Here is a 26,577-nt window from a genome sequence, read left to right as displayed (position 1 = left end):
AGAGATGGTTGTGATCTTGTTTAGTCCCTCGCTTAATACGTGTACAATAGCGCGCTATTTCTAATGCCCGAGGCAAAGCTGTGATCGAAAATTTGCGTAACATCGCCATTATTGCCCACGTTGACCATGGTAAAACCACCCTGGTTGATAAGCTGCTGCAACAATCCGGTACTTTCGGAGAGCGTGCGGAAGCCACCGAACGCGTAATGGACTCCAACGATTTGGAGAAAGAGCGTGGGATTACCATCCTCGCAAAAAACACCGCCATTAATTGGAACGGTTACCGTATCAACATCGTGGATACCCCGGGACACGCCGACTTCGGCGGCGAGGTAGAGCGCGTGATGTCGATGGTTGACTCGGTGCTGCTGGTTGTGGATGCAATGGATGGCCCTATGCCGCAAACCCGCTTCGTGACCAAGAAGGCCTTCGCCAACGGTCTGAAGCCGATCGTGGTCATCAACAAGGTTGACCGTCCTGGCGCGCGTCCTGACTGGGTTGTGGATCAGGTGTTCGACCTGTTCGTGAACCTCGACGCGACCGACGAGCAGCTCGACTTCCCGATCATCTACGCTTCTGCGCTGAACGGCATCGCCGGCGTCGACCACACCGACATGGCGGAAGACATGACCCCGCTGTATCAGGCGATCGTCGACCACGTGTCTGCGCCGCAGGTTGAGCTGGAAGCGCCATTCCAGATGCAGATCTCCCAGTTGGACTACAACAACTACCTGGGCGTTATCGGCATCGGCCGCATCAAGCGCGGTAAAGTGAAGCCGAACCAGCAGGTCACCATCATCGACAGCGAAGGTAAAACTCGCAACGGTAAAGTGGGTAAAGTGCTGGGTCACCTGGGTCTGGAGCGTATCGACAGCACCCTGGCGGAAGCGGGCGACATCATCGCCATCACCGGTCTGGGCGAGCTGAACATCTCCGACACCATCTGCGACACCAACGCCGTAGAAGCGCTGCCGGCGCTGTCCGTCGACGAACCGACCGTAACCATGTTCTTCAACGTCAACACCTCGCCGTTCTGCGGTAAAGAAGGCAAGTACGTGACGTCGCGTCAGATCCTTGACCGTCTGAACAAAGAGCTGGTGCACAACGTGGCGCTGCGCGTCGAAGAAACCGACGATGCGGACGCCTTCCGCGTATCCGGTCGTGGCGAGCTGCACCTGTCGGTGCTGATCGAAAACATGCGTCGCGAAGGTTTCGAGCTGGCGGTTTCCCGTCCGAAAGTTATCTTCCGCGAAATCGATGGCCGCAAGCAGGAGCCATTCGAGAACGTAACGCTGGATATCGAAGAGCAGCATCAGGGTTCCGTGATGCAGGCGATGGGTGAGCGTAAAGCCGACCTGAAAAACATGGATCCGGACGGTAAGGGCCGCGTGCGTCTCGACTACGTGATCCCAAGCCGCGGTCTGATCGGCTTCCGTAACGAATTCATGACCATGACTTCGGGTACCGGTCTGCTGTACTCCACCTTCAGCCACTACGACGACGTGCGTCCGGGCGAAGTGGGCCAGCGTCAGAACGGCGTGCTGATCTCCAACGGCCAGGGCAAAGCGGTTGCGTTCGCGCTGTTCGGCCTGCAGGATCGCGGCAAGCTGTTCCTGGGCCACGGTGCGGAAGTGTATGAAGGCCAGATCATCGGTATTCACTCACGTTCCAACGACCTGACCGTAAACTGCCTGACCGGTAAGAAGCTGACCAACATGCGTGCTTCCGGTACTGACGAAGCGACTACCCTGGTTCCGGCCATCAAAATGACCCTGGAGCAAGCTCTGGAGTTCATCGATGACGACGAACTGGTAGAAGTGACGCCGACCTCGATCCGTATCCGTAAGCGTCACCTGACGGAAAACGATCGTAAGCGTGCCAGCCGCGGTCCAAAAGACGCTTAATCGCTGATTGAGTGTCTCATGCTTAGGGCGCGGCTCTCGCGCCCTGAGTTTTTTCCTCTGTTGTTCCCCGTTTGTGCGGCGCGCTATGCGCTTTTCCGTTCGCTCCCTGTTCAGCTGTTCCTTTTCCCGCTACAGTGAAATCTCACCGGCCCATCAGGAGAGGACTATGCTGTATATCTTTGATTTAGGTAATGTGATCGTCGATATCGATTTCAAGCGTGTGCTGGGCGTGTGGAGCAATTTGAGCGGCACGCCGTTGGCGGTGCTGTCCGATCGTTTCGCCATGGGTGAGGTGTTCCAGCAACATGAGCGTGGTGAAATCAGCGATGAAGACTTCGCCGGCAAGCTGTGCGATGAAATGGGCATTGCGCTCAGCTTCGAACAATTCGCCACCGGCTGGCAGGCGGTATTTGTCGCGCTGCGCCCGGAAGTGATCGACATCATGCAGCGCCTGCGCAACGAAGGCCACCGGGTGGTGGTGCTGTCGAACACCAACCGTCTGCACTGCAACTACTGGCCGCAGCACTATCCTGAAGTGGCCGCCGCTGCCGATCATCTCTATTTGTCGCAAGATCTCGGCATGCGCAAGCCGGAGGCCGATATCTATCAACATGTGCTGGCCGCGGAAAACACCGCCGCCGCCGACGCGGTGTTCTTCGACGATCACCCGGCGAACGTCCTCGCCGCGCAGGCGCTGGGGATCAAGACGGTGCACGTCACCGATCGCGACGTGGTGCCGGCCTATTTTGCTCAATGAGCGCAGGGCGCGTTAAGCTTAAGGCGTATCAACGGACATCAAGGAGTGACCATGTCGTTTTTCCGCCGCAAGAAGCTGCCCTCTGCGATTAAGCCCGGCGTCACCTTCGGACGGCTGCTGTACCAGCGTATCGATCATGATGGCCTGACGATGTTGGCGGGCCATCTCGCCTATGTTTCCCTGCTGTCGCTGGTGCCGCTGGTCACCGTGGTGTTCGCGCTGTTCGCGGCTTTCCCGATGTTTTCCGACATCAGCGAGCAGCTGAAGAGCTTTATCTTTTCCAATTTCGTGCCGGCCGCCGGCAACGTGATCCAGAACTACCTGGAACAGTTCGTCGCCAATTCCAACAAGATGACCGCCGTCGGCACCTGCGGGCTGATCGTCACTGCGCTGTTGCTGATTTCCTCGGTGGACAGCGTGCTGAACACCATCTGGCGCAGCAAGAACAAACGGCCGATCGTCTTCTCCTTCGCCGTGTACTGGATGGTGCTGACGCTGGGGCCGCTGCTGGTGGGTGCCAGCATGGCCATCAGTTCTTACCTGCTGTCGCTCAACTGGCTGGCGCAGACCGGCGTCAATGGCCTGGTGGATCAGGTGCTGCGCATCTTCCCGTTGATTTTGTCGTGCATCTCCTTCTGGCTGCTGTATTGCATCGTGCCGACGGTGCGCGTGCCGCCCAAAGACGCGCTGATTGGCGCGGTGGTGGCCGGATTGCTGTTCGAGCTGGGCAAGAAGGGATTCGCGCTGTACGTCACCATGTTCCCTTCCTATCAGCTGATTTACGGCGTGCTGGCGGTGATCCCGATTTTATTCCTGTGGGTCTACTGGAGCTGGTGTATCGTGTTACTTGGCGCGGAAATCACCGTGACCATCGGCGAATATCGCGACTACCGCCGGCAGAAGGCGGAGCAACAGGAACCAAAACCAGAAGGGCAGCAGGAATGATTGCGTTGATTCAACGGGTGTTAAACGCCAGCGTCACGGTGGGTGGCGAGACGGTAGGCAAAATTGGCCCCGGTTTGTTAGTGTTATTGGGCGTGGAGCAGGGCGATAACGAGCAAAAAGCGCAGCGCCTGTGCGAACGCGTGTTGGGATACCGCATTTTCGGCGACGAGAACGACAAGATGAACCTCAACGTCCAGCAGGCCGGGGGCAGCGTGCTGGTCGTTTCGCAGTTCACCCTGGCGGCGGACACCCAGAAAGGCATGCGGCCCAGCTTCTCGCGCGGCGCCGCGCCGCAAGAAGCCGATCGGTTGTATCAATATTTTGTTGGCCAGTGCCGCGAACGCGGCGTAGAGACCCAGACCGGCGAGTTCGCCGCCGACATGCAGGTGGCGCTGGTCAACGATGGTCCGGTGACATTCTGGCTACAGGTCTAAGCATTCGGAGAACAGGCGTCTATGTATCACCTACGAGTACCCGTAACAGAGCAAGAACTGAAAGAGTATTACCAGTTTCGCTGGGAAATGCTGCGCAAGCCGCTGCACCAGCCGGTGGGTTCGGAAAAGGATGCCTATGACGCCATGGCCCATCACCAAATGGTGGTGGACGAGGCCGGTAAAATCGTCGCCATCGGGCGGCTGTACATCAATGCCGACAACGAGGCGGCGATCCGTTTTCTGGCGGTAGACCCGACGCTGCAGGATAAAGGGCTGGGGACGCTGGTGGCGATGACGCTGGAGTCCGTCGCGCGGCAGGAAGGTGTGAAGCGGGTGGTGTGCAGCGCCCGTGAAGATGCGGTGGATTTCTTTGCCAAGCTGGGGTTCGTCAATCAGGGCGAGATCACTGCGCCGCAGACCACCCCGATCCGCCACTTTTTGATGATCAAACCGGTAGCGACGCTGGACGATATCCTGCATCGTCCCGACTGGTGCGGCCAATTGCAGCAGGCCTGGTATGAACACATCCCGCTGAGCGAAAAGATGGGGGTGCGCATCAGCCAATACACCGGCCAGCGCTTCGTCACCACCATGCCGGAGATCGGCAACCAGAACCCGCACCATACGCTGTTTGCCGGCAGCCTGTTCTCGCTGGCGACGCTGACCGCCTGGGGGCTGATTTGGCTGCTGCTGCGCGAGCGCCATCTCGGTGGCACTATCATTCTGGCGGACGCGCACATTCGCTACAGCAAACCGATCACCGGCAGGCCGCGGGCGGTGGCGGATCTCGGTTCGCTAAGCGGTGATTTGGCGCGTCTGGCGCGGGGCCGCCGCGCGCGCGTGCACGCCGAAGTGCATCTGTTCGGCGATGAGGATAAGGGCGCGGTGTTCGAAGGCACTTACATGGTGTTGCCGGCCGAGCCGGATGTGCCGCTGGATCAGGGCGGTTCCGAAGCGCTGGAAGAGTAAAACGGCGGCCCTGCCTGGCGGTGGGCCGCGCGATAGATTACGGCAGCTGTTGGTTCACCGTCTGGCCGTCGCCGGCTGTGGCTTGCAGAGTCCCCTTCAATGAAGCTTTGAACGGCCCGTCGCTGTTCAACAGCCCTTTCAACTGCAGCTCAAGGTTGCCGTCGCCCGTCAGCGGCACCGGCTGCCATCCCCATTGCTGCAAGGTATTGAGCGGTACCGAACGGCCGTGCAGCGTCAGCTGGAACGGCTTGCCCGGCAGCTGATCGACGGTCGCGTTGGCCTCAAGCAGCCCATTGGGCATAAAGGCGCTGAGTTCGGTGACGGCGATCTGGTTGGCGTCGGCGTTCAGCGCCAGCGAAGGGCGCCGCACGTCGATTTTGTTGAAGGTGGCCTCGCTGCCGTTCAGGTTTAACGAACCGGACCAAATGCCCCACTGGTGGTCGCGCGCCAGCAGCAGGTTGCTGCCGTAACCGTCCAGCGCGGTGATCTGGAACGGAAACGCCGGGTTGATGTCGATAATCAGATTGCGGTTGGTGGTCAGCTTGGTCACGTACACCTCCGCCAGCCAGTCCGGCAGCGGTTTCAGCCACAGCTCGCGCCAGTCGATTGGCAGGGTGTACTCCAGCGCCGCCATGGCCACTTCATCCAGCTGCAGGCGTTTGCCGGCGCGCAGCCAATTGCCGGAGGTGCGCAGCAGCCCGCCTTCCCAGCGGGTGGTGAACTGCTGAATGGCGATGCCGGCGGAGGAGAGGCGCAGGGTGGCGATCGGGTCGATCAGGTGGAAACCGCCGTTGATCACATCGCTGGCATTGACGTTGAGCGAGCCGTCTTCGCTGCGCCAGTCGCCTTTTTCGATGCTGACGTTTTGCAGCGACAGATCGAGATCGTTAAACGCCCACGCCTTGCCTTCCAGGCGCGCATCGATCAGATCGAAACGCTTGAGGGTGACCGGCGGCAGGGTGGTAAAGCGCTGCATGAATTCCGCCAGCGTCAACGGGGTCTGCATGCGCACGCCGCTCAGCCGCAGGCGATCCACTTGCCAACTGCCGTCGGCGGCGCGGCTGGCCACGCCGGTCAGGTCGCCCTGCGCCAGATCGGCGCCGAAATTGTTCAACAGCAGCTGGCCCTGTTTTTGCTCCCCCTGCACCAACACCTTCGAAGCGGGAATGCCGTTCAGCGTCATCGAACCGGCGCTGAACTGGAACTGATTGTTGTCCCCCAGCAGATGGCCGGCCAGCGGGCGCCACGGCGTGATGCCGGCATTGACCCGCTGCGCGTTGAGCTGCCACTCGTTATCGTTGGATTGCAGCGCCATGTTGCTCAGCTGCAGCACGTCGGCCTGTACAGGCAGCGCAGCAGTCTGCGGCTGCACGTTCAGCGTGCCGTCACGCAGCGTGACGCTGTGGAAATAGCGCGGTTCGGTGATTTGGCGCAGGCTGAGGCCGAGATCGACGCGTTTGGCGGCCAGCGCCTGCGGCTGGCCATTGCGCGCCAGCTGCACCTCTTCCAGACCGATCTGGCCCGGCTGATTCCACGAGTGGGTGATTTTTCCTATCGACAGGCGGTATTCGCTGTTGTCGCTGATCCAGGCGCTCAGGCGGCCTGCCGCCCAGCGGGTTTGCCCCACCAGATACAGCACCACCGCCGCCAGCACGGTCAGCAGCAGCAACGTCAGCAACAGCTTTCCGATAAATTTCATCGTCTACATCCGCATCGGTCAAAAAAGATACCCTGTTTATGCCGCAATTGGCCGGGCATCTCAAGGGCAATGGTCTGATAGACAATAAAAAACGGCCGCAAGCGGCCGTTTGAACGTCAATGGGCGGGTTACTTTTTCTCGTGTTCCTGCGGGAACACCAGGTTCAGCACGATGGCGGTAATGCCGCCGGCGGCGATGCCGGAAGAGAGCAGGGTTTTCAGCCAGTCCGGCGCGAACTGCAGGATCAGCGGCTGCTGAGAGACGCCCATGCCGACGGCCAGCGACAGCGCCATGATCATGATGGCGCGCCGGTTCAGGCGCTCGCGCGACACGATGCGCACGCCGGAGGCGGCGATGGTGCCGAACATCACGATGGTCGCGCCGCCCAGTACCGGCTCGGGAATGTGCTGCACGAAGCCGGCCACCGCCGGGAACAGCCCCAGCGCGATCAGCATCAGCGCCACCACGAAGCCGACGTAACGGCTGGCGACGCCGGTCAGCTGGATCACGCCGTTGTTCTGGCCGAAGCAGGAGTTGGGGAAGGTGTTGAACACCGCCGACAGCATCGAGTTCAGGCCGTTGGCCAGTACGCCGCCCTTCAGGCGCTTCATGTACAGCGGCCCGCTGACCGGCTGTTCGGAGACGTCGGAAGTGGCGGTGATGTCGCCGATGGTTTCCAGCGAGGTGACCATAAAGATCAGCATCAGCGGCAGCAGCAGGTTCCAGTCGAAGCCCAGGCCGTAATAGAGCGGCGTGGGAATGGTGATCGCCGCCGTTGGGGCTGCCGATGCGCCGGCGGGCAGCATGTCCATCGCCCAGGCCAACAGATAGCCGACCGCCATGGCGATCACCAGCGAAGCGACGCGCAGGTAAGGGTTGCGCTGGCGGTTCAGCAGGATGATGACCGCCAGCACCGCGCCGGCCAGCAGCAGGTTTTTCGGTGAGCCGAAGCTGTGATCGTTCATCGCGGCGTAGCCGCCGCCGATCGAGGTCAGACCGACCTGAATCAGCGACAGGCCAATGATCATCACCACGATGCCGGAAACCAGCGGGGTGATAATGCGGCGCGCCAGATGCAGCACGCGCGACAGTAAAATTTCGGTGCAGGAAGCGACCATCAGGGTGCCGAACAGCGCGGCCATCATGGTCGGCACGTCGGCGCCGCCGTTTTTCAGCGCCAGACCGCCCATGATCAGCGGCGAAACGAAATTGAAGCTGGTGCCCTGAATCGACAACAGCCCGGAACCCACCGGCCCCCAGGTTTTGATTTGCAAAATGGAAGCCAGACCGGAGGCGAACAGCGACATGCTGATGATGTGCTGGGTATCCTGTGCCGGCAGGCCCAGCGCCTGGCAGATCAGCAGCGCCGGTGTGATCACTGCGACGAACATCGCCAGCAGATGCTGGCCGGCGGCAAACAGCGTTTGCGGCAGCGGCGGGCGATCTTCCAGGCGATAAATCAGTTCACTGGCGCGGGGTTCTGAGGCGGCTTGGCGCGCGGCATCAAGCTCGGAGGATGACATGCTCATGGTGTGGCGTTTCCAGATACGGCAAAGCAGGCATTTTAATGCCCCGCCCCGCAAAAGCAAACGGTTGCGCGTAAATATTATGTTGCCGACTTTCCCGTTTATGTCGCATTTTCATTCATTTTTTCTTGTCATCTCAGCGTTTTTTACTTCTAATCCTGCACTCATCAAGTTTAAAAACTAAGTGGTTTTCTATAACTTATTATTTTTATTTGGATCTTTTCCCTTACATGGAGTACCTGGATGTTTCATCTTGATACTTATGGCACGTTAGTCGCGGCGACGCTGGTTTTGCTCCTCGGGGGCAAGTGCGTCAGAACCATTCCCCTGCTGCGAAAATATACCATTCCCGCTCCCGTCGCCGGTGGTTTGCTGGTGGCCCTTCTGCTGTTAGCCCTGAAAAAGCTCGTCAACTGGGAAGTCAGTTTTGACATGTCGCTGAAGGATCCGCTGATGCTGGCCTTCTTCGCCACCATCGGCCTGAACGCCAACCTGGCGCGTTTGCGCGCCGGCGGCAAAGTGCTGGTAGTGTTCCTGTTCGTGGTGCTGGGGCTGCTTATCGTGCAGAACGCCATCGGCATCGGCATGGCGAAAATGCTGGGGCTGGATCCGCTGATGGGCCTGATTGCCGGATCGATCACCCTGTCGGGTGGCCACGGCACCGGGGCGGCCTGGAGCAAGCTGTTCATCGAGCGCTACGGTTTTGAAAACGCCACGGAAGTCGCCATGGCCTGTGCCACCTTCGGCCTGGTACTGGGCGGTCTGATCGGCGGCCCGGTGGCGCGCTATCTGGTCAAGCACTCCTCCACGCCGGAAGGCACCCCGGATGACAGCGTGCAGCCGAGCGGTTTTGAGAAGCCGGAAAGCGGCCGTCTCATCACCTCGCTGGTGATGATCGAAACCATCGCCATGATCGCCATCTGTCTGAGCCTGGGGCAATTGATTGCCGGCCTGCTGAGCGGCACGGTGTTTGAACTGCCGAACTTCGTTTGCGTGCTGTTCGTCGGGGTGATCCTCAGCAACACGCTGGCCTTCACCGGCTTCTATACCGTGTTTGAGCGGGCGGTGTCGGTGTTGGGTAACGTCAGCCTGTCGCTGTTCCTGGCGATGGCGTTGATGAGCCTGCGCCTGTGGGAGCTGGCCTCGCTGGCGCTGCCGATGCTGGCGATCCTGGCGGTGCAGACGCTGGTGATGGCGCTGTACGCGATATTCGTCACCTACCGGGTGATGGGCAAGAACTACGACGCGGCGGTGCTGGCCGCCGGCCACTGCGGCTTCGGCATGGGTGCCACGCCGACGGCGATCGCCAACATGCAGGCGATCACCGATCGTTTCGGCCCGTCGCACGTGGCGTTTTTGGTGGTGCCGATGGTGGGGGCGTTCTTTATCGATATCGCCAATGCCATCGTCATCAAGCTGTATCTGCTGCTGCCGGTGTTCCCGGCGGTGGGGTGATATCGCGAGCCAGAAAAAAAGAAGAGGGCGCCGTCGGCGCCCTTTTTTATGCGTTGGAGTAGCGCGCCTTCTCCGGCAGCCAACGTTCAATCAGCGCCTGGGCGTGTTCCGGGTAGTGCTGGTGGAGGTGGCGAGCGACGCGCTGCACTTCGGGGATCATCGCCTGGTCGCGCAGCAGGTCCGCCACTTTGAATTCGGCGCTGCCGGTCTGGCGGGTGCCGAGCAGCTCGCCCGGGCCGCGGATCTCCAGATCGCGCTGGGCGATGACGAAGCCGTCATTGCTGTCGCGCAGCACCTGCAGGCGCGTTTGCGCGGTTTTGCTCAGCGGCGTTTTGTACAGCAGCACACAGTGTGAGGCCACCGCGCCGCGCCCTACGCGGCCGCGCAGCTGGTGCAGCTGCGCCAGGCCAAGCCGTTCCGGGTTTTCGATGATCATCAGGCTGGCGTTCGGTACGTCGACGCCGACTTCGATCACCGTGGTGGCGACCAGTAGCTGCAGCTCGCCCTGTTTAAACGCCTGCATCACCGCCTGCTTCTCCTGCGCTTTCATGCGGCCGTGCACCAGCGCCACCTTCAGCTCCGGCAATGCGGCTTTCAATTCCTCCCAGGTGGCTTCTGCCGCCTGCGCTTCCAGCAGCTCAGATTCCTCGATCAGCGTACACACCCAGTAAGCCTGCCGCCCCTCTTCCAGGCAGGCGCTTTTCACCCGTTGAATGATGTCGGCGCGGCGGGTATCGGGAATGGCGACGGTGGTCACCGGCGTGCGGCCCGGCGGCAGCTCGTCGATGACCGAGGTGTCGAGATCGGCATAGGCGGTCATCGCCAGCGTGCGCGGGATCGGCGTGGCGGTCATGATCAGCTGATGGGCGTGGAAGCCTTGTTCTTCGCCTTTCTCCCACAGCGCCAGCCGCTGATGCACCCCGAAGCGGTGCTGCTCATCGATGATCACCAGCGCCAGGCCGTTGAACTGTACCTGCTCTTGGAAGATGGCGTGGGTGCCGACCACCATTGACACCTGGCCGCTGGCGATGGCTTCCTGCTGCGCGATGCGCGCCTTGCCTTTCTGTTTGCCGGCCAGCCAGCCGACCTCCAGCCCCAGCGGTTCAAACCACTGGCGGAAATTGTTGGCGTGCTGCTCGGCCAGCAGCTCGGTCGGCGCCATCAGCGCCACCTGTTTGCCGTGCGCGATAGCGCGCAGCGCCGCCAGCGCCGCCACCAGCGTTTTGCCGGAGCCGACGTCGCCTTGCACCAGCCGCATCATCGGGAAGTCTTTTTGCATGTCGGCTTCGATGTCGGCCACCACGCGCGTTTGCGCGCCGGTCGGCGAGAACGGTAGCTGGGCGAGAAAACGTTTTTTCAGCCGATCGTCCGGCAGCAGCGGCTGCGCCTGATAACTCTGGGCGCCGGCGCGCACCGCCAGCATGCTGAGGTTATGCGCCAACAGCTCTTCGAGGATCAGGCGTTTTTGCGCCGGGTGTTTGCCCAGCTCCAGATCCGCCAGCTGGATGTCCGGCGGCGGGCGGTGCAGGGTGTGCAGCGCCTGCGGCAGGCTCATCAGGCCGCCGCTCAGCTCCGGCGGCAGCAGCTCGGCGATGGCGCAGGTATCCAGCAGCGCCAGCGCCTGATCGGTCAGCTTGCGCAGCGTGGCCTGCCGCACCCCTTCGGTGGTGGGGTAAACCGGCGTCAGCGACTCCTGCAGCTCAACCTCGCTGGCTTCGCCCTGAATGCGGTATTCCGGATGGATGATCTCCGCGCCGTGGTTGCCGCGTTTGATCTCGCCGTAGGCGGTCACGCGGCGGCCGGTGGCCAGGCTGTTTTTCATCGCGGCGTTGAAGTTGAAGAACCGCATGGTGAGGATGCCGGTGCCGTCGCTGATCTGGCAGGTCAGCATGCGGCGGCGGCCGAAACTGATGTCGCTGCGCAGCACTTCCCCCTCTACCGTGGCGTAGATGCCAGGCAGCAGATCGTTGATCGGATAGAGGCGGGTGCGATCTTCGTAGCGCAGCGGCAGGTGCAGCAGCAGATCCTGAATGGTGTCGAGGCCGAGTTTGGCCAATTTGCCCGCCTGGCTGGCGCCAACCCCGGAAAGCGTGGTGAGTGGGACAGCATCCAGCAGGCGGCCTTTCATTTGCGCACCGTCGCCTGCATGGCCGCCCACCATTCGGCGCTGGCGATCACCTGGCCCTGTTCATCGATCTGCGGGCGCGGCAGCCCTTTGCGCTTGGCCACGTTGGCGAGCACCGGGTAACCGCCTTCGAACAGCAGACGCTGCTGCTCTTCTTCGTCCAGCATACTGTTGTCGCGACGGTACAGGCCGGCGTTCTGCCGCTGGCGCTGCGCCTCATACAGGATCAGCGCCGAAGCCACGGAGACGTTGAGCGATTGCACCATGCCGATCATCGGAATGACGATGTCCTGATCGGCCAGCGCCAGCGCTTCTTCGGTGATGCCGGTTTTTTCCTGGCCGAGCAGCACGCAGGTTGGTCGGGTGTAGTCCACCTCGCGGAAATCGACCGCGCGCGCAGACAGGTTGGTAGCCAGAATTTGCATGCCCTGCGCTTTCAGGTGCCCGACCGCGTCGCCGATGGTGCGGTGGGTTTTAACGCTGACCCAGCTGTTGCTGCCGGCGGCGGAGGAGACCAGGGTGCGCATGCGGGTGGTGGGCCACACGGCGTGGACCTGATGCACGCCGACGGCGTCGGCGGTACGGATAATGGCGGAGACGTTATGCGGCTTGTGTACCTGCTCCAGGCAGACCGTCAGATCCGGCTGCCGGGTCGCGAGCATTTCACAAATCCGCGCATAGCGTTCAGGACTCATAAGCGCTAGTTTCGGTTGCGGTTAACTTTGATCACATCCGGCATGATACGGATTTTACGCATAATGTTTGCCAAATGGATGCGATCGCGGGTGGTCAAGCGGATAAAGGCGCTATAAACCCGACCGTCTTTCTCTTCGGTGTTCAGGCTCTGAATATTGGACTCGGCCGCGTTGATCGCCGCCGTCAGGTTGGCCAGCGCACCCTGGTGGTTAAACATATCCACCTTGATCTCGGCGATGAACTCCTGCTCGGTCTCTTTATCCCACTCGACCGCCATGAACTTCTCAGGCTCTTTCTGATAGCCGCGAATATTGCGGCAGGATTCATGGTGGATCACCAGCCCTTTGCCCGGGCTGACGTGAGCGATAATCGGGTCGCCCGGAATCGGACGGCAGCACTTGGCGAAGGTGATCAACACGCCGTCGGCGCCCTTGATGGCCAGGTTGCGCACGCCGGAGGTGGTGCCCAGGCTGGACTGATCGCCCTGCAGGTTCTTCGCCACTACCACGCTCATGGCGTTGCCGAGGCCGATTTCCGCCAGCAGATCGTCCAGCGTCGCCAGCTTCATGCGGTCCAGCTCGTGCTGAATGTTTTCCTGCGGGATTTCGGCCAGTTTGCGGCTGCCGCCCAACGCATGGTTGAGCAGACGGCGGCCGAGGCCGACGGAGTCGTCGCGCTTGAGGTTCTTCAACATCTGGCGAATCTTGGCGCGCGCTTTCGAGCTGACCACGAAGTTCAGCCAGGCGGCGTTGGGCCGTGCGCCCGGCGCGGTGATGATCTCGACGGTCTGGCCGCTGGTCAGCGACTGCGACAGCGGGTACGGCTGACGATCGACGCGCGCGCCGACGCAGGCATGGCCGATATCGGTATGCACCGCATAGGCGAAGTCGACCGGCGTGGCGCCGGCGGGCAGCTCGACGATGCGGCCTTCCGGGGTGAAAACGTAAATCTCATCCGGGAATAGATCGGATTTGACGCTCTCGATAAATTCAAACGAACTGCCGGCGCTTTGCTGCAGCTCCAGCAGGCTTTGCATCCAGCGTTGGGCGCGGATCTGCGCCGTGGTGCCGGTTTCGCCCTGTTCTCTTTCCTTGTAAGCCCAGTGCGCGGCCACCCCCATCTCAGCCATCTGATCCATATCTTCGGTGCGGATCTGCACTTCGACCGGCACGCCGTGCGGGCCGATCAGCGAGGTATGCAGCGATTGATAGCCGTTGGCCTTGGGAATGGCGATGTAATCTTTCACCCGCCCCGGACGCGGTTTATACAGGCTGTGCACCTGGCCGAGCACGCGGTAGCAGGTATCGACCTCTTTGACGATCACCCGGAACGCGTAGATATCCATGATGGAATGGAAACGCTGTTCTTTCAGGTGCATCTTGAGGTAGATGGAGTAAAGGTGTTTTTCCCTTCCGCTGACGCGGCAGGCGATGCCGGCCTCGGTCAGCCGCCCTTCGATCTCGGAGAGGATTTTTTGAATCATCTCTTTGCGGTTGCCGCGCGCGGCTTTCACCACTTCCTTGATCACGCGATAACGGTTTGGGTACAGCGCCTCGAAGCCCAGCTCTTCCAGCTCGGTTTTCAGGTGATGAATACCCAGGCGGTGGGCGAGGGGGCTGTAGATTTCCAGGGTTTCACGCGCGATGCGCCGGCGTTTGTCGGGGCGCAGCGAACCGAGGGTGCGCATGTTGTGCGTACGGTCGGCCAGCTTGATCAGCACGACGCGGATATCCTGCACCATCGCCATGATCATCTTGCGGAAGTTTTCCGCCTGCGCTTCTTTCTTGTCCTGGAACTTCAGCTTGTCGAGCTTGGAGACGCCCTCAACCAGTTCGGCGACGCTCTTGCCGAACAGCTGTTCCATATCTTGATAGGTGGCCGGGGTGTCTTCGATGACGTCGTGCAGCAACGCCGCCATCAGCGTCTCGTGGTCGAGACGCATTTCCGCCAGGATGCAGGCCACGGCGACCGGGTGAGTAATGTAGGGCTCACCGCTGGAGCGTGTCTGGCCCTCGTGCGCGTCGCGCGCGACGAGGTATGCCTGTTTGAGGCGCTTAATCTGCTCCTCGGGCAGGTAACGTTGAATCAGCAGATTCAGGCTTTCAAACAGGTACAAGGCGGACTCGCTGTCTAATTAACGACGACCTTCAGCAATCGCGGTAACCGCTTGAATCTCTGCGGCTTCCTGCTCTTGCTGTTCCTGGCGCTCACGCACGTCGAGGATCTGGCTGGTGATCAGGCCTTCTTCGATTTCGCGCAGGGCGATAACGGTGTACTTGTCGTTCTCTTCCGGAACCAGTGCATCTTTGCCGCCGGTCTGGATCTGACGCGCCCGACGAGCAGCGACCAACACCAGGTCAAAACGGTTACCAATTTTCTCTACAGCGTCTTGAACAGTTACGCGTGCCATATTTGTGCTACTCCACAGGTGACGAAAAGACTGGGCATGATACTGAAACTGCCTTCAGTCTGCCAATAGTTTGCTGATTAAAGCGTCATGCCGCAGCAACTGGCGGCCCAAACGCAGGCGTTCGGCGCGAATGATGGTCTTCAGATCGGACAGCGCCAGATCGAAATCATCGTTCACGATCAGGTAATCGTACTCCGCGTAATGCGTCATTTCCGCCACGGCCTGGGCCATGCGTTTGGCGATCACCTCTTCGGAATCCTGCCCGCGCCCGCGCAGGCGGCGGCCCAGTTCTTCCTTCGACGGCGGCAGAATGAAGATGCTGCGCGCCTGCGGCATTTTGGCGCGGATTTGCTGCGCGCCCTGCCAGTCGATATCCAGAAACACGTCTACGCCGGTCGCCAACACTTGTTCGATGGCGGCGCGTGAGGTGCCGTAATAGTTGCCGAACACTTCGGCGTGCTCAAGAAACGCATCCTGCTCGATCATCCGGCGGAATTCGTCTTTCGAGACGAAGAAATAGTGCTCGCCGTGATTTTCACCCGGGCGGCTGTCGCGCGTGGTGTGCGAAACCGAAACCTGCGTGTCGTACAGCGGTTGCGTCTTTAACAAAGCCTGAATCAGACTTGATTTACCTGCGCCACTGGGAGCAGAGACAATATAAAGCGTGCCTTGAGCCATGATGATGTTCGTTGATAACGGTTGATATGCCAAAAACAGCGGATGTGTATTTTCTCCGCACAGTATACACGGCTAACGCGCCGGGTGCAGCGTTAGCTCGCATTTTGCCCGCGGCTTTGCGTGGAAAAAGCGTCGAAAGGGCGAATTTGCGCGTCGAAGGGCGACATTTTTGCAGTTTTGGCCTCGGCGGCGGCGCGTTGCCGCCCCGAGATCAGTGATCCGGATGCTGGTAGTTGAACACCGGCAGGCCGAGGCGGAAGCGCAGGGCGATAAGACGCGCGCTCAGGCCGGCGACCAAGGTGAGGATCACGACCAGATTGTGCGGCAGGCTGAGGTGCTGCAGGCCGATATACAGCCAGGCGGCGCTGAAGGAGATGCCGGCGTAGATCTCTTTCTGGAAAACCAGCGGGATACGGTTGCAGAACATGTCGCGCAGCACCCCGCCGAAGACGCCGGTGATCACTGCGGCGATGGCGGCGATAATCGCGCTGTGCCCCATATCCAGCGCCACCTGCGCGCCGATGATCGAGAAAACGATCAGGCCGACGGCGTCGAGCACCAGGAACAGGCGGCGCAGATGGCGCATCAGAGGAGCCACCCAGGTGGTGACGATCGCCGCTATTGCGACGATGACGATGTATTCCGGGTGTTTGACCCAGCCCAATGGAAAATGCCCGAGCAACATATCGCGCACCGACCCGCCGCCGATCGCGGTGACCGAGGCGATGATGATCACGCCGAACATGTCCATTTGGCGGCGGCCGGCCGCCAAGGCGCCGGTCATGGCTTCGGCGGTGATGCCGATGATATAAAGGATGCTCAGTAACATAAGGGATTCACAGCGTACTTGCGTCAGAATGATGTCCGGCAGGGTAATCGCCGCCGAGGACGCGCGCCACTGAGTTTTTTTCACCGATGGCATTTCGGATTAATATAGCTAATCCAAACTCCGTTTTTATTGCCGATAACCAGCCTTTTTTAACATCTGGCTGTTAATGAAAACATTAGAAATTTCGCGCTAATTTCCATCGCTGACTATGATTTTTGCAGCGAATCCTTCAACCGAGAAACCGAGACTGCAGATGAAAAACTCTCCGAGACTGGCCGCCGGCGCCGTGGTGGCTGCCGCCCTGCTGCTAAGCGGCTGCGTGGCGCCAGGCCACCAGACAACGTCACCCGCTCCGGCTTGCCGCACCGGCGATCCGCTGGTGCAGACAACGCTCTACTTCGGCCTGAATCGGCCGGCGGGGCCGGCGATCACCGCCGCCGAGTGGCAAACCTTCGTCGATAGCCAGGTGACACCACGTTTTAAAGACGGGCTGACGGTGTTTGATGCCAAAGGGCAGTGGCTGGGCCACGACGGCAAACTGGCGCGCGAGAACAGCAAGGCGCTGCTGCTGATCCATGCGCCGGGCAAAGAGAGCGAGGCGAATATCGAGGCGCTGCGCAGCGGCTATAAGCAGCAGTTTGCGCAGGATTCGGTGATGCGGGTGGATGCGTCGGTGTGCGTGGCGTTTTAAAGCGAACTCCCGGCCTTATGGCCGGGAGTGGGGATTACAGCACCAGGCCGGCGATGGCCGCCGACAGCAGGCTCACCAGCGTCGAGCCGTAAACCAGCTTCAGGCCAAAACGGGAAACCACGTTGCCTTGCTGCTCGTTCAGCCCTTTGATGGCGCCGGCGACGATGCCGATGGAGGCGAAGTTGGCGAACGACACCAGGAACACCGACAAAATGCCCAGCCCGCGCGGCGACAGCTCCGCCGCGATCTTCTTCAGTTCAATCATCGCCACGAATTCGTTGGCCACCAGTTTGGTCGCCATGATGCTGCCCGCCTTCAGGGCCTCCTCCGCCGGGATGCCGATCAGCCAGGCCAGCGGATAGAACACGTAGCCGAGGATCTGCTGGAAGCTGATGCCGAGCACCGCCGAGAACAGCGCGTTGACGGCGGAGATCAGCGCGATAAAGCCGATCAGCATCGCCGCGATGATCATCGCAATCTTGAAGCCGGCCAGAATGTACTCGCCCAACATTTCGAAGAAGCTCTGATCTTCGTGCAGCTTGTTCAGCTTCAGCTCCGGCTCGTCTTCAACCTGATACGGGTTGATGATCGACAGGATGATGAAGGTGCTGAACATATTAAGGATCAAGGCCGCCACCACGTACTGCGCGTCGATCATCGACATGTAGGCGCCGACGATGGAGAGCGATACCGTCGACATGGCGGTCGCGGCCATGGTGTACATGCGGCGCGGCGAGATGTCGCCGATGATGCCCTTGTAGGCGATGAAGTTCTCCGACTGCCCCAGCACCAGCGTGCTGACGGCGTTGAACGATTCCAGCTTGCCCATGCCGTTGACCTTGGACAGCAGGGTGCCCACCAGGCGGATGATCAGCGGCAGGATGCGGAAATGCTGCAAAATGCCGATCAGGGCGGAAATAAAGATGATAGGGCACAAAACGCCGAGGAAGATAAACGCCAGGCCATCCTTACTCATGCCGCCGAATACGAACTCCGATCCTTGGGCGGCGTAGGCGAGCAGGGTGTCGAAGAAGCCGGCGACGTGTTTGATCACGCTGAGCCCGCTGGCGGAGTGCAGGAAGAAGTAGGCCAGCGCGCCTTCGATCACCAACAGCTGGATGATATAGCGCAGGCGGATTTTCTTGCGATTATTGCTGACCAGCAGCGCCAGGGCGATGATCACCACCAGGGCCATAATAAATTGCAGAATTTGTGGCATAAACGGTCCGTACGGTTCACGGGCAGGAAAAAAACACATTTAGCCACAGCATCGCCGTCCTTTCATTACCTTGCGTGATAATTAGAACAAAATACTTATGGCGTGCGGGATATCTTGCTGAATGTCATCCACACGCGCTGCTCGGCAGTTTTTCATAAGCCCCCGAAGTGCCTTAGTGAGCCGTCTTCCATGATGCCTGCCGGCTCGCAGCCTGATGCAACCACCGTCCCGCACGTTCAGGCGCCTGGAATCTGGCTCGCAATGGGCGATTTTTCATGGCGCAAAGCGTGGCTTTCTTGGCTGAGGAAGAGAAACATGTTTGGACAAGGCGCCGGTCGCGATCGGCACGCATTTTCTCGGACAAGGAGGCGAACGATGAATACCGGCACGTTGCTCAGGGCGCTGGCCAACGGCGTTAATCCCGACACCGGCGAGCTGTTGAGACCGGCTTCAGCGGCCTGCGCGCCGGAGGCTATCCGCCTGCTGTTTGCATTGGCCAACGAGTTCGACGGTGAAGCCGAACTGCAGAAAAAAGCCAGGCTGACGCCGGAAGAAAAGCAGCAGAAGAATCTGGCCGAGGGCCGGCCGGCCAATGCCTACTTCCCTTGGCCGGAAGAAGAAAAACTGTGGCTGCGCGAGAGCCATGCGGCCGGGGCGACGCTGGAGGCGCTGAGCGATGAGTTCGAGCGCTCAACCTGGAGCATTGCGGTGCAGCTGCAGAAAATGGGGTTGATCGGTGAGGAGCAGGCGGCCGCCTATCGCTGATCTGCAGCCATAAAAAAGCCCGCGTGGCGCGGGCTTGATGGCGTGCGGAGCGGGATCACTCAATGTTCTGGATCTGCTCGCGCATCTGTTCGATCAGCACCTTCAGCTCGATGGCGGAGGCGGTGACGTCGGCATTGATCGACTTGGAGGCCAGGGTGTTCGATTCGCGGTTGAACTCCTGCATCATGAAGTCGAGGCGGCGGCCGACGGCTTCTTTCTTCTTCAGGATGTTGTGCGTCTCTTTCACGTGCGCTTCCAGGCGGTCCAGCTCTTCGGCGACGTCGATGCGCTGCGCCATCAGCACCAGCTCCTGCTCCAGGCGGGTGTTTTCCAGCTGCACCTGCGCCTCTTCCAGCTTGCTGACCAGGCGTTCGCGCTGCCATTGCAGGATGTTCGGCATCTGGGCGCGCACTTTGACCACTTCGGCGCTGACGCCGTCGAGGCGCTGTTCGATCAGCGTTTTCAGCGCGGCGCCTTCGCTTTCGCGTGCGACGATGAAGTCATCCAGCGCGCCGTCCAGCGCCTGCATCAGCTCGGCGCTGATGGCGTCCAGATCCTGCTCCTGCGCGGACATCACGCCCGGCCAGCGCAGCACGTCTATCGGGTTGATTTCCCCTTCGTCGCTTTGCATTTTCACCCAGTTGGCGGCTTCGACCAGCTGTTTGGCCAGCTTTTCGTTCAGGATCAACGAGCTTTGCGCGCTTGGATCCAGTTCGAAACGCAGGTTGCATTCGACTTTGCCGCGGGTCAGGCGGCCACGGATACGTTCACGGATCACCGGCTCCAGGCTGCGGAATTGTTCCGGCAGGCGGATGTAGGTTTCTAAGTAGCGCTGGTTAACGGAACGCAGCTCCCAGGCTGCGCTGCCCCATTCACCCTTGATTTCACGCCGGGCGTAGGCGGTCATGCTGCGGATCATTGATGCGTACCCGTAATAGGAAAAGATGGGGCGATTATAGCGTCGCGGCTGCGGGCAGGATAGGCATTACGTCACGAAGCCCGTATAATGCGCAGCCAATAGTTGATTTGAAGCCGGAGAGAGCCCATGCGTCCTGCAGGCAGAGCACCACAGCAAGTTCGCCCCCTGACACTGACCCGTCACTATACCAAACACGCTGAAGGTTCAGTGCTGGTTGAGTTTGGCGATACCAAAGTCTTGTGCACCGCCACGGTAGAAGAGGGCGTTCCGCGCTTCCTGAAAGGCCAGGGGCAAGGTTGGATCACCGCCGAGTACGGTATGCTGCCGCGCTCCACCCACAGCCGCAACGCCCGTGAAGCCGCCAAAGGCAAGCAGGGCGGCCGCACGCTGGAAATCCAGCGTCTGATCGCCCGCTCGCTGCGTGCCGCGGTGGATCTGAAAAAGCTCGGTGAATTCACCATCACCCTCGACTGCGACGTACTGCAGGCCGACGGCGGTACCCGCACCGCCTCCATCTCCGGCGCCTGCGTGGCGCTGGCCGACGCGCTGAACACCCTGGTGGCCAACGGCAAGCTGAAAGCCAACCCGATGAAGGGCATGGTGGCGGCGGTTTCCGTCGGCATCGTCAATGGCGAAGCGCTGTGCGATCTGGAGTATGTGGAAGATTCCGCCGCGGAAACCGATATGAACGTGGTGATGATGGAAGACGGCCGCATGATTGAAGTGCAGGGCACCGCCGAAGGCGAGCCGTTCAGCCATGATGAGCTGTTGGCGCTGTTGGCGCTGGCCCGAGGGGGCATCGAAACCATCTTCCAGGCGCAGAAAGCGGCGCTGGTGGACTGATTTTTCAAGGCGACTGAGAAGTCGCCTTTTTTATGCCCGGCGATCGGGCGGTAGTAATGACAAGACCCAAGCAGATTCAGACGAGGAGAAGCAGTAATGAAAGCCTATCAGCGCCAGTTTATCGAGTTCGCGCTTAACAAGCAGGTATTGAAGTTCGGCGAGTTCACCCTGAAATCCGGCCGCACCAGCCCGTATTTCTTCAACGCCGGCCTGTTTAATACCGGGCGCGATCTTGCGCTGTTGGGGCGCTTCTACGCCGAAGCCCTGATGGATTCCGGCATCGATTTCGATCTGCTGTTTGGCCCGGCCTATAAAGGCATTCCTATCGCCACCACCACGGCGGTGGCGCTGGCGGAACACCATGAGCGCGACGTGCCTTACTGCTTTAACCGCAAGGAAGCCAAAACCCATGGCGAAGGCGGTTCGCTGGTGGGCAGCCCGCTGCAGGGGCGCGTGATGCTGGTGGACGATGTGATCACCGCCGGCACCGCGATCCGCGAGTCGATGGAAATCATCGGCGCCAGCGGCGCTTCGCTGGCGGGTGTGCTGATCTCCCTCGACCGTCAGGAACGCGGCCGCGCGGATATCTCCGCCATTCAGGAAGTGGAACGCGACTATCACTGCAAGGTGATTTCGATCGTGACGCTGAAAGACCTGATTGCCTACCTGGAAGAGAAACCGGAGATGGCGGACCACCTGGCGGCGGTGCGCGCTTACCGCGAGCAGTACGGGGTATAAATAACAACGCCGGGCATGCCCGGCGTTTTCGTTATTGCAGCTGTGCCGCTAATAGCGGCCAGCGGGCGTCGAATTCCTGCGTGGGGCGATAGCGGAATTCCGAACGCACATAGCGCGACAACATGCCTTCGCAGAAGGCCAGCAGTTGGCTGGCCAGCAGCGTTTCATCGACGATAAAGCCTTTGCCTTCGCGCAATTTGCGCTCTTTCAGCACCTGACGCAGCTGCGCCTCGATGCGCTCGAACAGCTGGTTGATGCGGCCCTGCAGGCGATCCTGTTCAAACATCAGCGCGTGGCCGGTCATGATGCGCGTCAGCCCTGGGTTGCGCTCCGCAAAGCCCAGAATCAGCAGCAAAATCAGGCGCAGACGATTAAACGTCTCTTTCTCGTCCTGCAAGATCAGGTTGATGCGGGTGATCAGGCTGTCTTCAATAAACTCGATCAGACTGTCGAACATCCGTGTCTTGCTGGGGAAATGCCGGTACAGCGCAGCTTCAGAAACACCCACGTTCGCGGCGAGCTTGGCGGTGGTGATGCGTTGGCTGCCGTCGCTGGATTCCAGCATCTGGGCTAACGCCTGCAATATTTCCTCGCGCCGATTCCTTTTCGTCTTTTCTTTTTCTGCCATGTCTGATTAGACCCTTGCTAAAACTTAACTGACGGAAACCCGCGCACCGGCCGCTGCAGAGCAGGCTCTGTGCGGCTTATGTGATAGCTTTTTTACGATGCTGGGGTCAGCGGCCTTAACGGCCTTTTTCCGCGCTGCCTGGTGTGCGCTGCAATTGTCGCGGTAAAACCTTGCCGCAGAGGCATCCTTCTCCCCGGAAAGGCAAGGTTCAGGCGACGTTTCCCTGCCGGCCATCGTGCATTGGGTGGCGCTTAGTGGCGCCCCGAGTGGCCGAAGCCGCCTTCGCCGCGTTCGCTGCTGTCGAATTCTTCCACCAGGTTGAATTCGGCCTGCACCACCGGCACGAAGACCATCTGCGCGATACGTTCGCCCGGCTCGATGGTGAAGTGCTTCTGGCCGCGGTTCCACACGGACACCATCAGCTGGCCCTGGTAATCGGAGTCGATCAGGCCGACCAGATTGCCCAGCACGACGCCGTGCTTATGGCCCAGGCCTGAGCGCGGCAGGATCACCGCCGCCAGGCTGGCGTCGGCGATGTGGATCGCGAGGCCGGTAGGCAGCAGCGTGGTTTCACCCGGCGCCAGCTCTACCGCGCTGTCCAGACAGGCGCGCAGGTCGAGACCGGCAGAGCCCGGCGTAGCGTAGGTCGGTAGCGGGAAATCCTGACCGATGCGTGGGTCGAGGATCTTAACGTCGATTTTTTTCATCATAACGGCTGACTATCTCGTCTATTAAACGTTGGCCAAGGAGTGCCTTGTCGCTCAGCGCCAGGCGCTTTTCTCCATCCTGCCAAAAAAGGTGCAGGGCATTGGTGTCGCTGTTGAACCCGTGCTCTGCAAGCGATACATCGTTAGCGCAAATCAAATCCAGCTTCTTACGCGCCAGTTTTTGCCGCGCGTATTCTTCCACATTCTGGGTTTCGGCGGCAAACCCCACGACAAACGGTCGATTTTTGGTCATCGCCGCCACGCCGGCGACGATATCGGGGTTTTTTACCATCTTGAGGACGATTTCATCACCCTGTTTTTTTATTTTTTCATCGGCGATCCGCTCGGGGCGATAGTCGGCCACGGCGGCGCAGGAGATGAAAATCTGCTGCTGCGCGGCGCGTTGCTGCACCGCCTGCTCCATCTCCAGTGCGCTGGTAACGTCGACTCGGGTGACTGATGGCGGCGTCGGCAAATTGACCGGCCCGGCGATCAGCGTCACCTGCGCGCCGCGAGCGGCGGCTGCGCGGGCAATGGCGAAGCCCATTTTGCCGGAGCTGTGATTGCTGATGAAACGTACCGGATCCAGCGCTTCACGCGTCGGGCCGGCGGTGATCATAACCTGCAAATGTTGCAGATCCTGCGTGACAGAGAAATGGCCGTTCGCCAGCTCGACGATGTCCAGCGGATCCAGCATGCGGCCCGGGCCGACGTCGCCGCAGGCCTGGCTGCCGCTGTCCGGCCCCCAGAGCAGCATGCCGCGCGCCTGCAGCGTTTGCAGGTTGGCCTGCGTGGCGGCGGCGCGATACATCTGCTGGTTCATGGCGGGCGCGGCGGCGATAGGGGCGTCGGTCGCCAGGCAGACGGTGGTCAGCAGATCGTTGGCCATGCCGGCGGCGACGCGCGCCAGCAGATCGGCGGTCGCCGGCGCCAGAATCACCAGATCCGCCCATTTGCCGAGCTCGATGTGGCCCATGGCGGCTTCGGCGGCGGGATCCAACAGATCGTCGGACACCGGATAGCCGGAAACGGCCTGCAGCGTCAGCGGCGTAATGAACGCCTTGGCGGCGTGGGTCATCACCACGCGCACTTCCGCGCCCCTGTCGCGCAGGCGGCGCACCAGCTCTGGGCATTTGTAGGCGGCGATGCCGCCGCTGATGCCAAGCACAATATGTTTGCCGGAAAGTCCCGTCATCATCATTGTCCGATTGAAAGCCGAAAGATGCGCCATTTTAGCATATCCGCCGTTCAGGTGAGCGATTCCGCAATGGCTGCATGGCGTTACATTGTGCTTTGCGAAACACTTCGCAATGTTATCAAACACCTGTCGAACGCGTCGGGTGGCGCATGGCATGCTGTAGCCCTTTCAGGGAGGAACACGATGAGCAACCCGATTGTGGCGTGCTGGCCGGGCGCGTTGGCGCCGCGTGAAAAGCTGTTGATGCAAGGGGCGGCGTCGTTGTCCGACGCAGAGCTGTTGGCCATTTTCTTGCGCACCGGATTGCCCGGCGTGCACGTGATGCAGCTGGCGGAGCAACTGCTGCGCCGATTCGGCTCGCTTTATCACCTGATGTCGGCCGATCATCAGGCTTTTTGCAGCCAAAAAGGCCTGGGCGACGCCAGCTATACCCAACTGCAGGCGATTGCCGAGCTGGCGCTGCGCTTCTTTTCCAGCCACTTGTCGCAGGAAAATGCCATGCTCAACCCGCGCGTTACCCAGCATTATCTGCAAAGCCTGCTGGCGCATCGCGAGCGAGAGGTCTTTTTGGTATTGTTTTTAGACAATCAGCATCGGGTTATTCGCCATCAGGAGATGTTTGCTGGTACCATCAGCAGCGTCGTCGTCTACCCGAGAGAAATTGTGCGCGAAGCGTTGAAGGCTAATGCTGCCGCGCTGATTCTCGCGCATAATCACCCTTCGGGTAAGGCTGAACCCAGTCATGCCGACCGTTTAATAACGGAACAGGTGGTGAAAGCCTGTCAGTTATTGGAGATCCGAGTGCTTGATCATTTGGTGATCGGTCGGGGTGAATGCGTCTCTTTTGCCGAGCGCGGATGGCTTTAAGCGATTTTTTCGCGATCCTTGTGGGATCTTTAGCTGTTCGGGACTTGAGCACTTACGCTTCAGAGCGTATACTACGCCACCTTTGAGAATCTTGGGTTTGGCGCAAGAGCCTATCTCAGCAGGTTTCTGACCTGATGTGTGGTTTCTACCTGATGACGAGAGTCTCCTCAGTATGAAGTTTGCTGAGATGGGCTCTAAAAGCCTGACGAGGCGGCCATACCCTATACGAAGCTCGAGCTGATTTGATTTTTGGAGAATAGACATGTCCCGAGTCTGCCAAGTTACTGGCAAGCGCCCGGTGAGCGGTAACAACCGTTCCCACGCAATGAACGCGACCAAACGCCGTTTTCTGCCTAACCTGCACTCACACCGTTTTTGGGTTGAGGCTGAGAAGCGCTTTGTAACTCTGCGTGTATCTGCTAAAGGTATGCGTGTTATCGATAAGAAGGGTATTGAGACGGTTCTGGCCGATCTGCGTGCCCGTGGTGAGAAGTATTAAGGAACTGAATCATGGCTAAAGGTGTTCGCGAGAAGATCAAGCTGGTTTCTTCTGCTGGTACTGGTCACTTCTATACCACCACGAAGAACAAGCGTACTAAGCCGGAAAAATTGGAACTGAAGAAATTCGATCCAGTTGTCCGTCAGCACGTAGTATACAAAGAAGCTAAAATTAAATAATTTTAGTGGATTAATGAAAAACCCGGCCTTGGCCGGGTTTTTTGTTTTATAAAGGGTAGAAAACGTCGGAGGGGAAGCCAGATGCCTGAATTACCGGAAGTTGAGACGAGCAGACGCGGTATAGAGCCTTATCTTGTCGGCCACAGCATTCAGTATGCGGTGGTGCGCAATGCGCGCCTGCGCTGGCCGGTTTCCGAGCAGATCCTGACGCTGAGCGATCGGCCGGTGCTCAGCGTGCAGCGCCGGGCCAAATACCTGCTGATCGAGCTGGAGAACGGTTGGATTATCGTGCACCTGGGCATGTCGGGCAGCCTGCGCATGCTGCGCGAGGAAAACGAAGACGAAGCCGGCAAACACGACCACGTCGATCTGGTGATCAGCAACGGCATGATCCTGCGCTATACCGATCCGCGCCGTTTCGGCGCCTGGCTGTGGTGCGAAGACCTGGCGACCAGCAGCGTGTTGGCGCATCTGGGGCCGGAACCGCTGAGCGAAGCGTTCAACGGCGACTACCTGTATGAAAAATCACGCAATAAGCGCACGCTGATCAAACCGTGGCTGATGGATAACAAGTTGGTGGTCGGCGTTGGTAACATTTACGCCAGCGAATCGCTGTTCAGCGCCGGGATCCTGCCCGATCGTCCGGCGGGATCGTTGAGCAAAGCCGAAGCGGAACTGCTGACGAAGACCATCAAGGCGGTGTTGCAGCGCTCTATCGAGCAGGGCGGCACGACATTGCGCGACTTTTTGCAGTCGGACGGCAAACCGGGGTATTTCGCGCAGGAGCTGCAGGTTTACGGCCGGGCGGGAGAACCGTGCCGCGCATGCGGCACGCCGATTGAATCCGCCAAGCACGGGCAGCGCAGCACCTTCTTTTGCCGCCGCTGCCAGCGCTGA

27 protein-coding genes are annotated in these 26,577 nt (G+C 60.1%); 14 read left to right on the top strand and 13 right to left on the bottom strand.

The window, feature by feature from the left end:
- Window positions 1-80 precede the first annotated feature (80 nt).
- The 5 genes from typA to fabY all read left to right on the top strand — a co-directional run bounded on the left by typA (window position 81) and on the right by fabY (window position 5,009).
- Window positions 81-1,904 (top strand): ribosome-dependent GTPase TypA, encoded by a 1,824-nt coding sequence (typA, locus tag L085_RS04290; RefSeq protein ID WP_004931243.1) that lies wholly within the window; start codon window positions 81-83, stop codon window positions 1,902-1,904.
- Between the two features lie 166 nt (window positions 1,905-2,070).
- Window positions 2,071-2,661, top strand: a complete 591-nt coding sequence (gene yihX, locus L085_RS04285; protein WP_004931242.1) for a glucose-1-phosphatase — start codon at window positions 2,071-2,073, stop codon at window positions 2,659-2,661.
- A gap of 51 nt (window positions 2,662-2,712) precedes the next feature.
- Window positions 2,713-3,606 carry a virulence factor BrkB family protein gene (locus tag L085_RS04280; protein ID WP_004931239.1) on the top strand — a complete coding sequence of 298 codons (894 nt, stop codon included), beginning with the start codon at window positions 2,713-2,715 and terminating at the stop codon, window positions 3,604-3,606.
- Window positions 3,603-4,040 carry a D-aminoacyl-tRNA deacylase gene (gene dtd, locus L085_RS04275; protein WP_025304712.1) on the top strand — a complete coding sequence of 146 codons (438 nt, stop codon included), beginning with the start codon at window positions 3,603-3,605 and terminating at the stop codon, window positions 4,038-4,040. The genes L085_RS04280 and dtd overlap by 4 nt, the downstream gene beginning before the upstream one ends.
- A 21-nt stretch (window positions 4,041-4,061) precedes the next feature.
- Entirely contained in the window at window positions 4,062-5,009 is a 948-nt protein-coding gene (gene fabY / locus L085_RS04270; RefSeq protein WP_004931235.1) for a fatty acid biosynthesis protein FabY, read from the top strand.
- Between the two features lie 37 nt (window positions 5,010-5,046).
- Here fabY and L085_RS04265 read toward each other — a convergent pair whose 3' ends face one another.
- Both L085_RS04265 and L085_RS04260 read right to left on the bottom strand, forming a co-directional pair.
- Window positions 5,047-6,708 (bottom strand): AsmA family protein, encoded by a 1,662-nt coding sequence (locus tag L085_RS04265; protein WP_015379449.1) that lies wholly within the window; start codon window positions 6,706-6,708, stop codon window positions 5,047-5,049.
- A 128-nt stretch (window positions 6,709-6,836) separates the two neighbouring features.
- A complete protein-coding gene (locus tag L085_RS04260) occupies window positions 6,837-8,237 on the bottom strand; it encodes a uracil-xanthine permease family protein (protein WP_021504483.1) in 1,401 nt (466 codons plus the stop codon).
- Window positions 8,238-8,477: 240 nt separating this feature from the next.
- Between L085_RS04260 and gltS the strand changes: the two genes are divergently transcribed.
- Entirely contained in the window at window positions 8,478-9,689 is a 1,212-nt protein-coding gene (gene gltS, locus L085_RS04255; RefSeq protein WP_004931230.1) for a sodium/glutamate symporter, read from the top strand.
- 46 nt (window positions 9,690-9,735) lie between these two features.
- Here gltS and recG read toward each other — a convergent pair whose 3' ends face one another.
- The 6 genes from recG to L085_RS04225 form a co-directional block, all read right to left on the bottom strand.
- A complete protein-coding gene (gene recG, locus L085_RS04250; protein ID WP_021504482.1) occupies window positions 9,736-11,817 on the bottom strand; it encodes an ATP-dependent DNA helicase RecG in 2,082 nt (693 codons plus the stop codon).
- A complete protein-coding gene (gene trmH, locus L085_RS04245; RefSeq protein WP_044030134.1) occupies window positions 11,814-12,509 on the bottom strand; it encodes a tRNA (guanosine(18)-2'-O)-methyltransferase TrmH in 696 nt (231 codons plus the stop codon). Before trmH ends, recG begins: the two co-directional genes overlap by 4 nt.
- Before the next feature lie 5 nt (window positions 12,510-12,514).
- Window positions 12,515-14,626, bottom strand: coding sequence for a bifunctional GTP diphosphokinase/guanosine-3',5'-bis pyrophosphate 3'-pyrophosphohydrolase (gene spoT / locus L085_RS04240; RefSeq protein WP_015379445.1), 2,112 nt, complete (start codon window positions 14,624-14,626; stop codon window positions 12,515-12,517).
- 18 nt (window positions 14,627-14,644) lie between these two features.
- Window positions 14,645-14,920: a DNA-directed RNA polymerase subunit omega gene (gene rpoZ, locus L085_RS04235; protein WP_004931221.1), complete on the bottom strand. Its 276-nt coding sequence runs from the start codon at window positions 14,918-14,920 to the stop codon at window positions 14,645-14,647.
- A 54-nt stretch (window positions 14,921-14,974) separates the two neighbouring features.
- Window positions 14,975-15,598 (bottom strand): guanylate kinase, encoded by a 624-nt coding sequence (gene gmk, locus L085_RS04230; RefSeq protein ID WP_004931218.1) that lies wholly within the window; start codon window positions 15,596-15,598, stop codon window positions 14,975-14,977.
- Window positions 15,599-15,809: 211 nt separating this feature from the next.
- Complete coding sequence (locus L085_RS04225) at window positions 15,810-16,427, bottom strand: trimeric intracellular cation channel family protein (protein ID WP_025304704.1); 618 nt, start codon at window positions 16,425-16,427, stop codon at window positions 15,810-15,812.
- 253 nt (window positions 16,428-16,680) lie between these two features.
- Here L085_RS04225 and L085_RS04220 point away from each other — a divergent pair, with 253 nt between their 5' ends.
- Window positions 16,681-17,118 carry a DUF3574 domain-containing protein gene (locus tag L085_RS04220; protein WP_044030132.1) on the top strand — a complete coding sequence of 146 codons (438 nt, stop codon included), beginning with the start codon at window positions 16,681-16,683 and terminating at the stop codon, window positions 17,116-17,118.
- A 34-nt stretch (window positions 17,119-17,152) separates the two neighbouring features.
- On the opposite strand, the gene L085_RS04215 is transcribed toward L085_RS04220, so the two are convergent.
- A complete protein-coding gene (locus L085_RS04215) occupies window positions 17,153-18,337 on the bottom strand; it encodes a nucleoside transporter C-terminal domain-containing protein (RefSeq protein ID WP_004931212.1) in 1,185 nt (394 codons plus the stop codon).
- 375 nt (window positions 18,338-18,712) lie between these two features.
- Between L085_RS04215 and L085_RS04210 the strand changes: the two genes are divergently transcribed.
- Window positions 18,713-19,102 (top strand): hypothetical protein, encoded by a 390-nt coding sequence (locus tag L085_RS04210; protein ID WP_044030131.1) that lies wholly within the window; start codon window positions 18,713-18,715, stop codon window positions 19,100-19,102.
- 55 nt (window positions 19,103-19,157) lie between these two features.
- Here the strand turns inward: L085_RS04210 and L085_RS04205 are convergent, their stop codons facing one another.
- Window positions 19,158-20,021: a YicC/YloC family endoribonuclease gene (locus L085_RS04205; protein ID WP_015379441.1), complete on the bottom strand. Its 864-nt coding sequence runs from the start codon at window positions 20,019-20,021 to the stop codon at window positions 19,158-19,160.
- Between the two features lie 126 nt (window positions 20,022-20,147).
- Here L085_RS04205 and rph point away from each other — a divergent pair, with 126 nt between their 5' ends.
- Both rph and pyrE read left to right on the top strand, forming a co-directional pair.
- Window positions 20,148-20,864 (top strand): ribonuclease PH, encoded by a 717-nt coding sequence (rph, locus tag L085_RS04200; protein ID WP_004931205.1) that lies wholly within the window; start codon window positions 20,148-20,150, stop codon window positions 20,862-20,864.
- Window positions 20,865-20,960: 96 nt separating this feature from the next.
- A complete protein-coding gene (gene pyrE / locus L085_RS04195) occupies window positions 20,961-21,602 on the top strand; it encodes an orotate phosphoribosyltransferase (protein WP_004931204.1) in 642 nt (213 codons plus the stop codon).
- 31 nt (window positions 21,603-21,633) lie between these two features.
- Here the strand turns inward: pyrE and slmA are convergent, their stop codons facing one another.
- The 3 genes from slmA to coaBC all read right to left on the bottom strand — a co-directional run bounded on the left by slmA (window position 21,634) and on the right by coaBC (window position 24,135).
- Entirely contained in the window at window positions 21,634-22,230 is a 597-nt protein-coding gene (gene slmA / locus L085_RS04190) for a nucleoid occlusion factor SlmA (protein WP_004931203.1), read from the bottom strand.
- Between the two features lie 251 nt (window positions 22,231-22,481).
- Window positions 22,482-22,940: a dUTP diphosphatase gene (gene dut, locus L085_RS04185; protein WP_015379440.1), complete on the bottom strand. Its 459-nt coding sequence runs from the start codon at window positions 22,938-22,940 to the stop codon at window positions 22,482-22,484.
- Window positions 22,918-24,135 carry a bifunctional phosphopantothenoylcysteine decarboxylase/phosphopantothenate--cysteine ligase CoaBC gene (gene coaBC, locus L085_RS04180; RefSeq protein ID WP_043129414.1) on the bottom strand — a complete coding sequence of 406 codons (1,218 nt, stop codon included), beginning with the start codon at window positions 24,133-24,135 and terminating at the stop codon, window positions 22,918-22,920. The genes dut and coaBC overlap by 23 nt, the downstream gene beginning before the upstream one ends.
- Before the next feature lie 183 nt (window positions 24,136-24,318).
- On the opposite strand from coaBC, the gene radC reads away from it, so the two are divergent.
- The 4 genes from radC (at window position 24,319) to mutM (ending at window position 26,577) form a co-directional block, all read left to right on the top strand.
- Window positions 24,319-25,002 carry a DNA repair protein RadC gene (gene radC / locus L085_RS04175; protein WP_004931197.1) on the top strand — a complete coding sequence of 228 codons (684 nt, stop codon included), beginning with the start codon at window positions 24,319-24,321 and terminating at the stop codon, window positions 25,000-25,002.
- A 262-nt stretch (window positions 25,003-25,264) separates the two neighbouring features.
- Window positions 25,265-25,501 (top strand): 50S ribosomal protein L28, encoded by a 237-nt coding sequence (gene rpmB / locus L085_RS24335; RefSeq protein WP_004931195.1) that lies wholly within the window; start codon window positions 25,265-25,267, stop codon window positions 25,499-25,501.
- 11 nt (window positions 25,502-25,512) lie between these two features.
- Window positions 25,513-25,680, top strand: a complete 168-nt coding sequence (rpmG, locus tag L085_RS04170; RefSeq protein WP_002442576.1) for a 50S ribosomal protein L33 — start codon at window positions 25,513-25,515, stop codon at window positions 25,678-25,680.
- An 81-nt stretch (window positions 25,681-25,761) separates the two neighbouring features.
- Entirely contained in the window at window positions 25,762-26,577 is an 816-nt protein-coding gene (gene mutM / locus L085_RS04165) for a bifunctional DNA-formamidopyrimidine glycosylase/DNA-(apurinic or apyrimidinic site) lyase (RefSeq protein ID WP_015379438.1), read from the top strand.

The organism is Serratia sp. FS14, assembly GCF_000695995.1.
GTDB classification, from domain to species: Bacteria; Pseudomonadota; Gammaproteobacteria; order Enterobacterales; family Enterobacteriaceae; genus Serratia; species Serratia nematodiphila.
The sequence above is the reverse complement of the archived record's forward strand: the minus strand, read 5'-3'. Positions and strand labels throughout refer to the sequence as shown.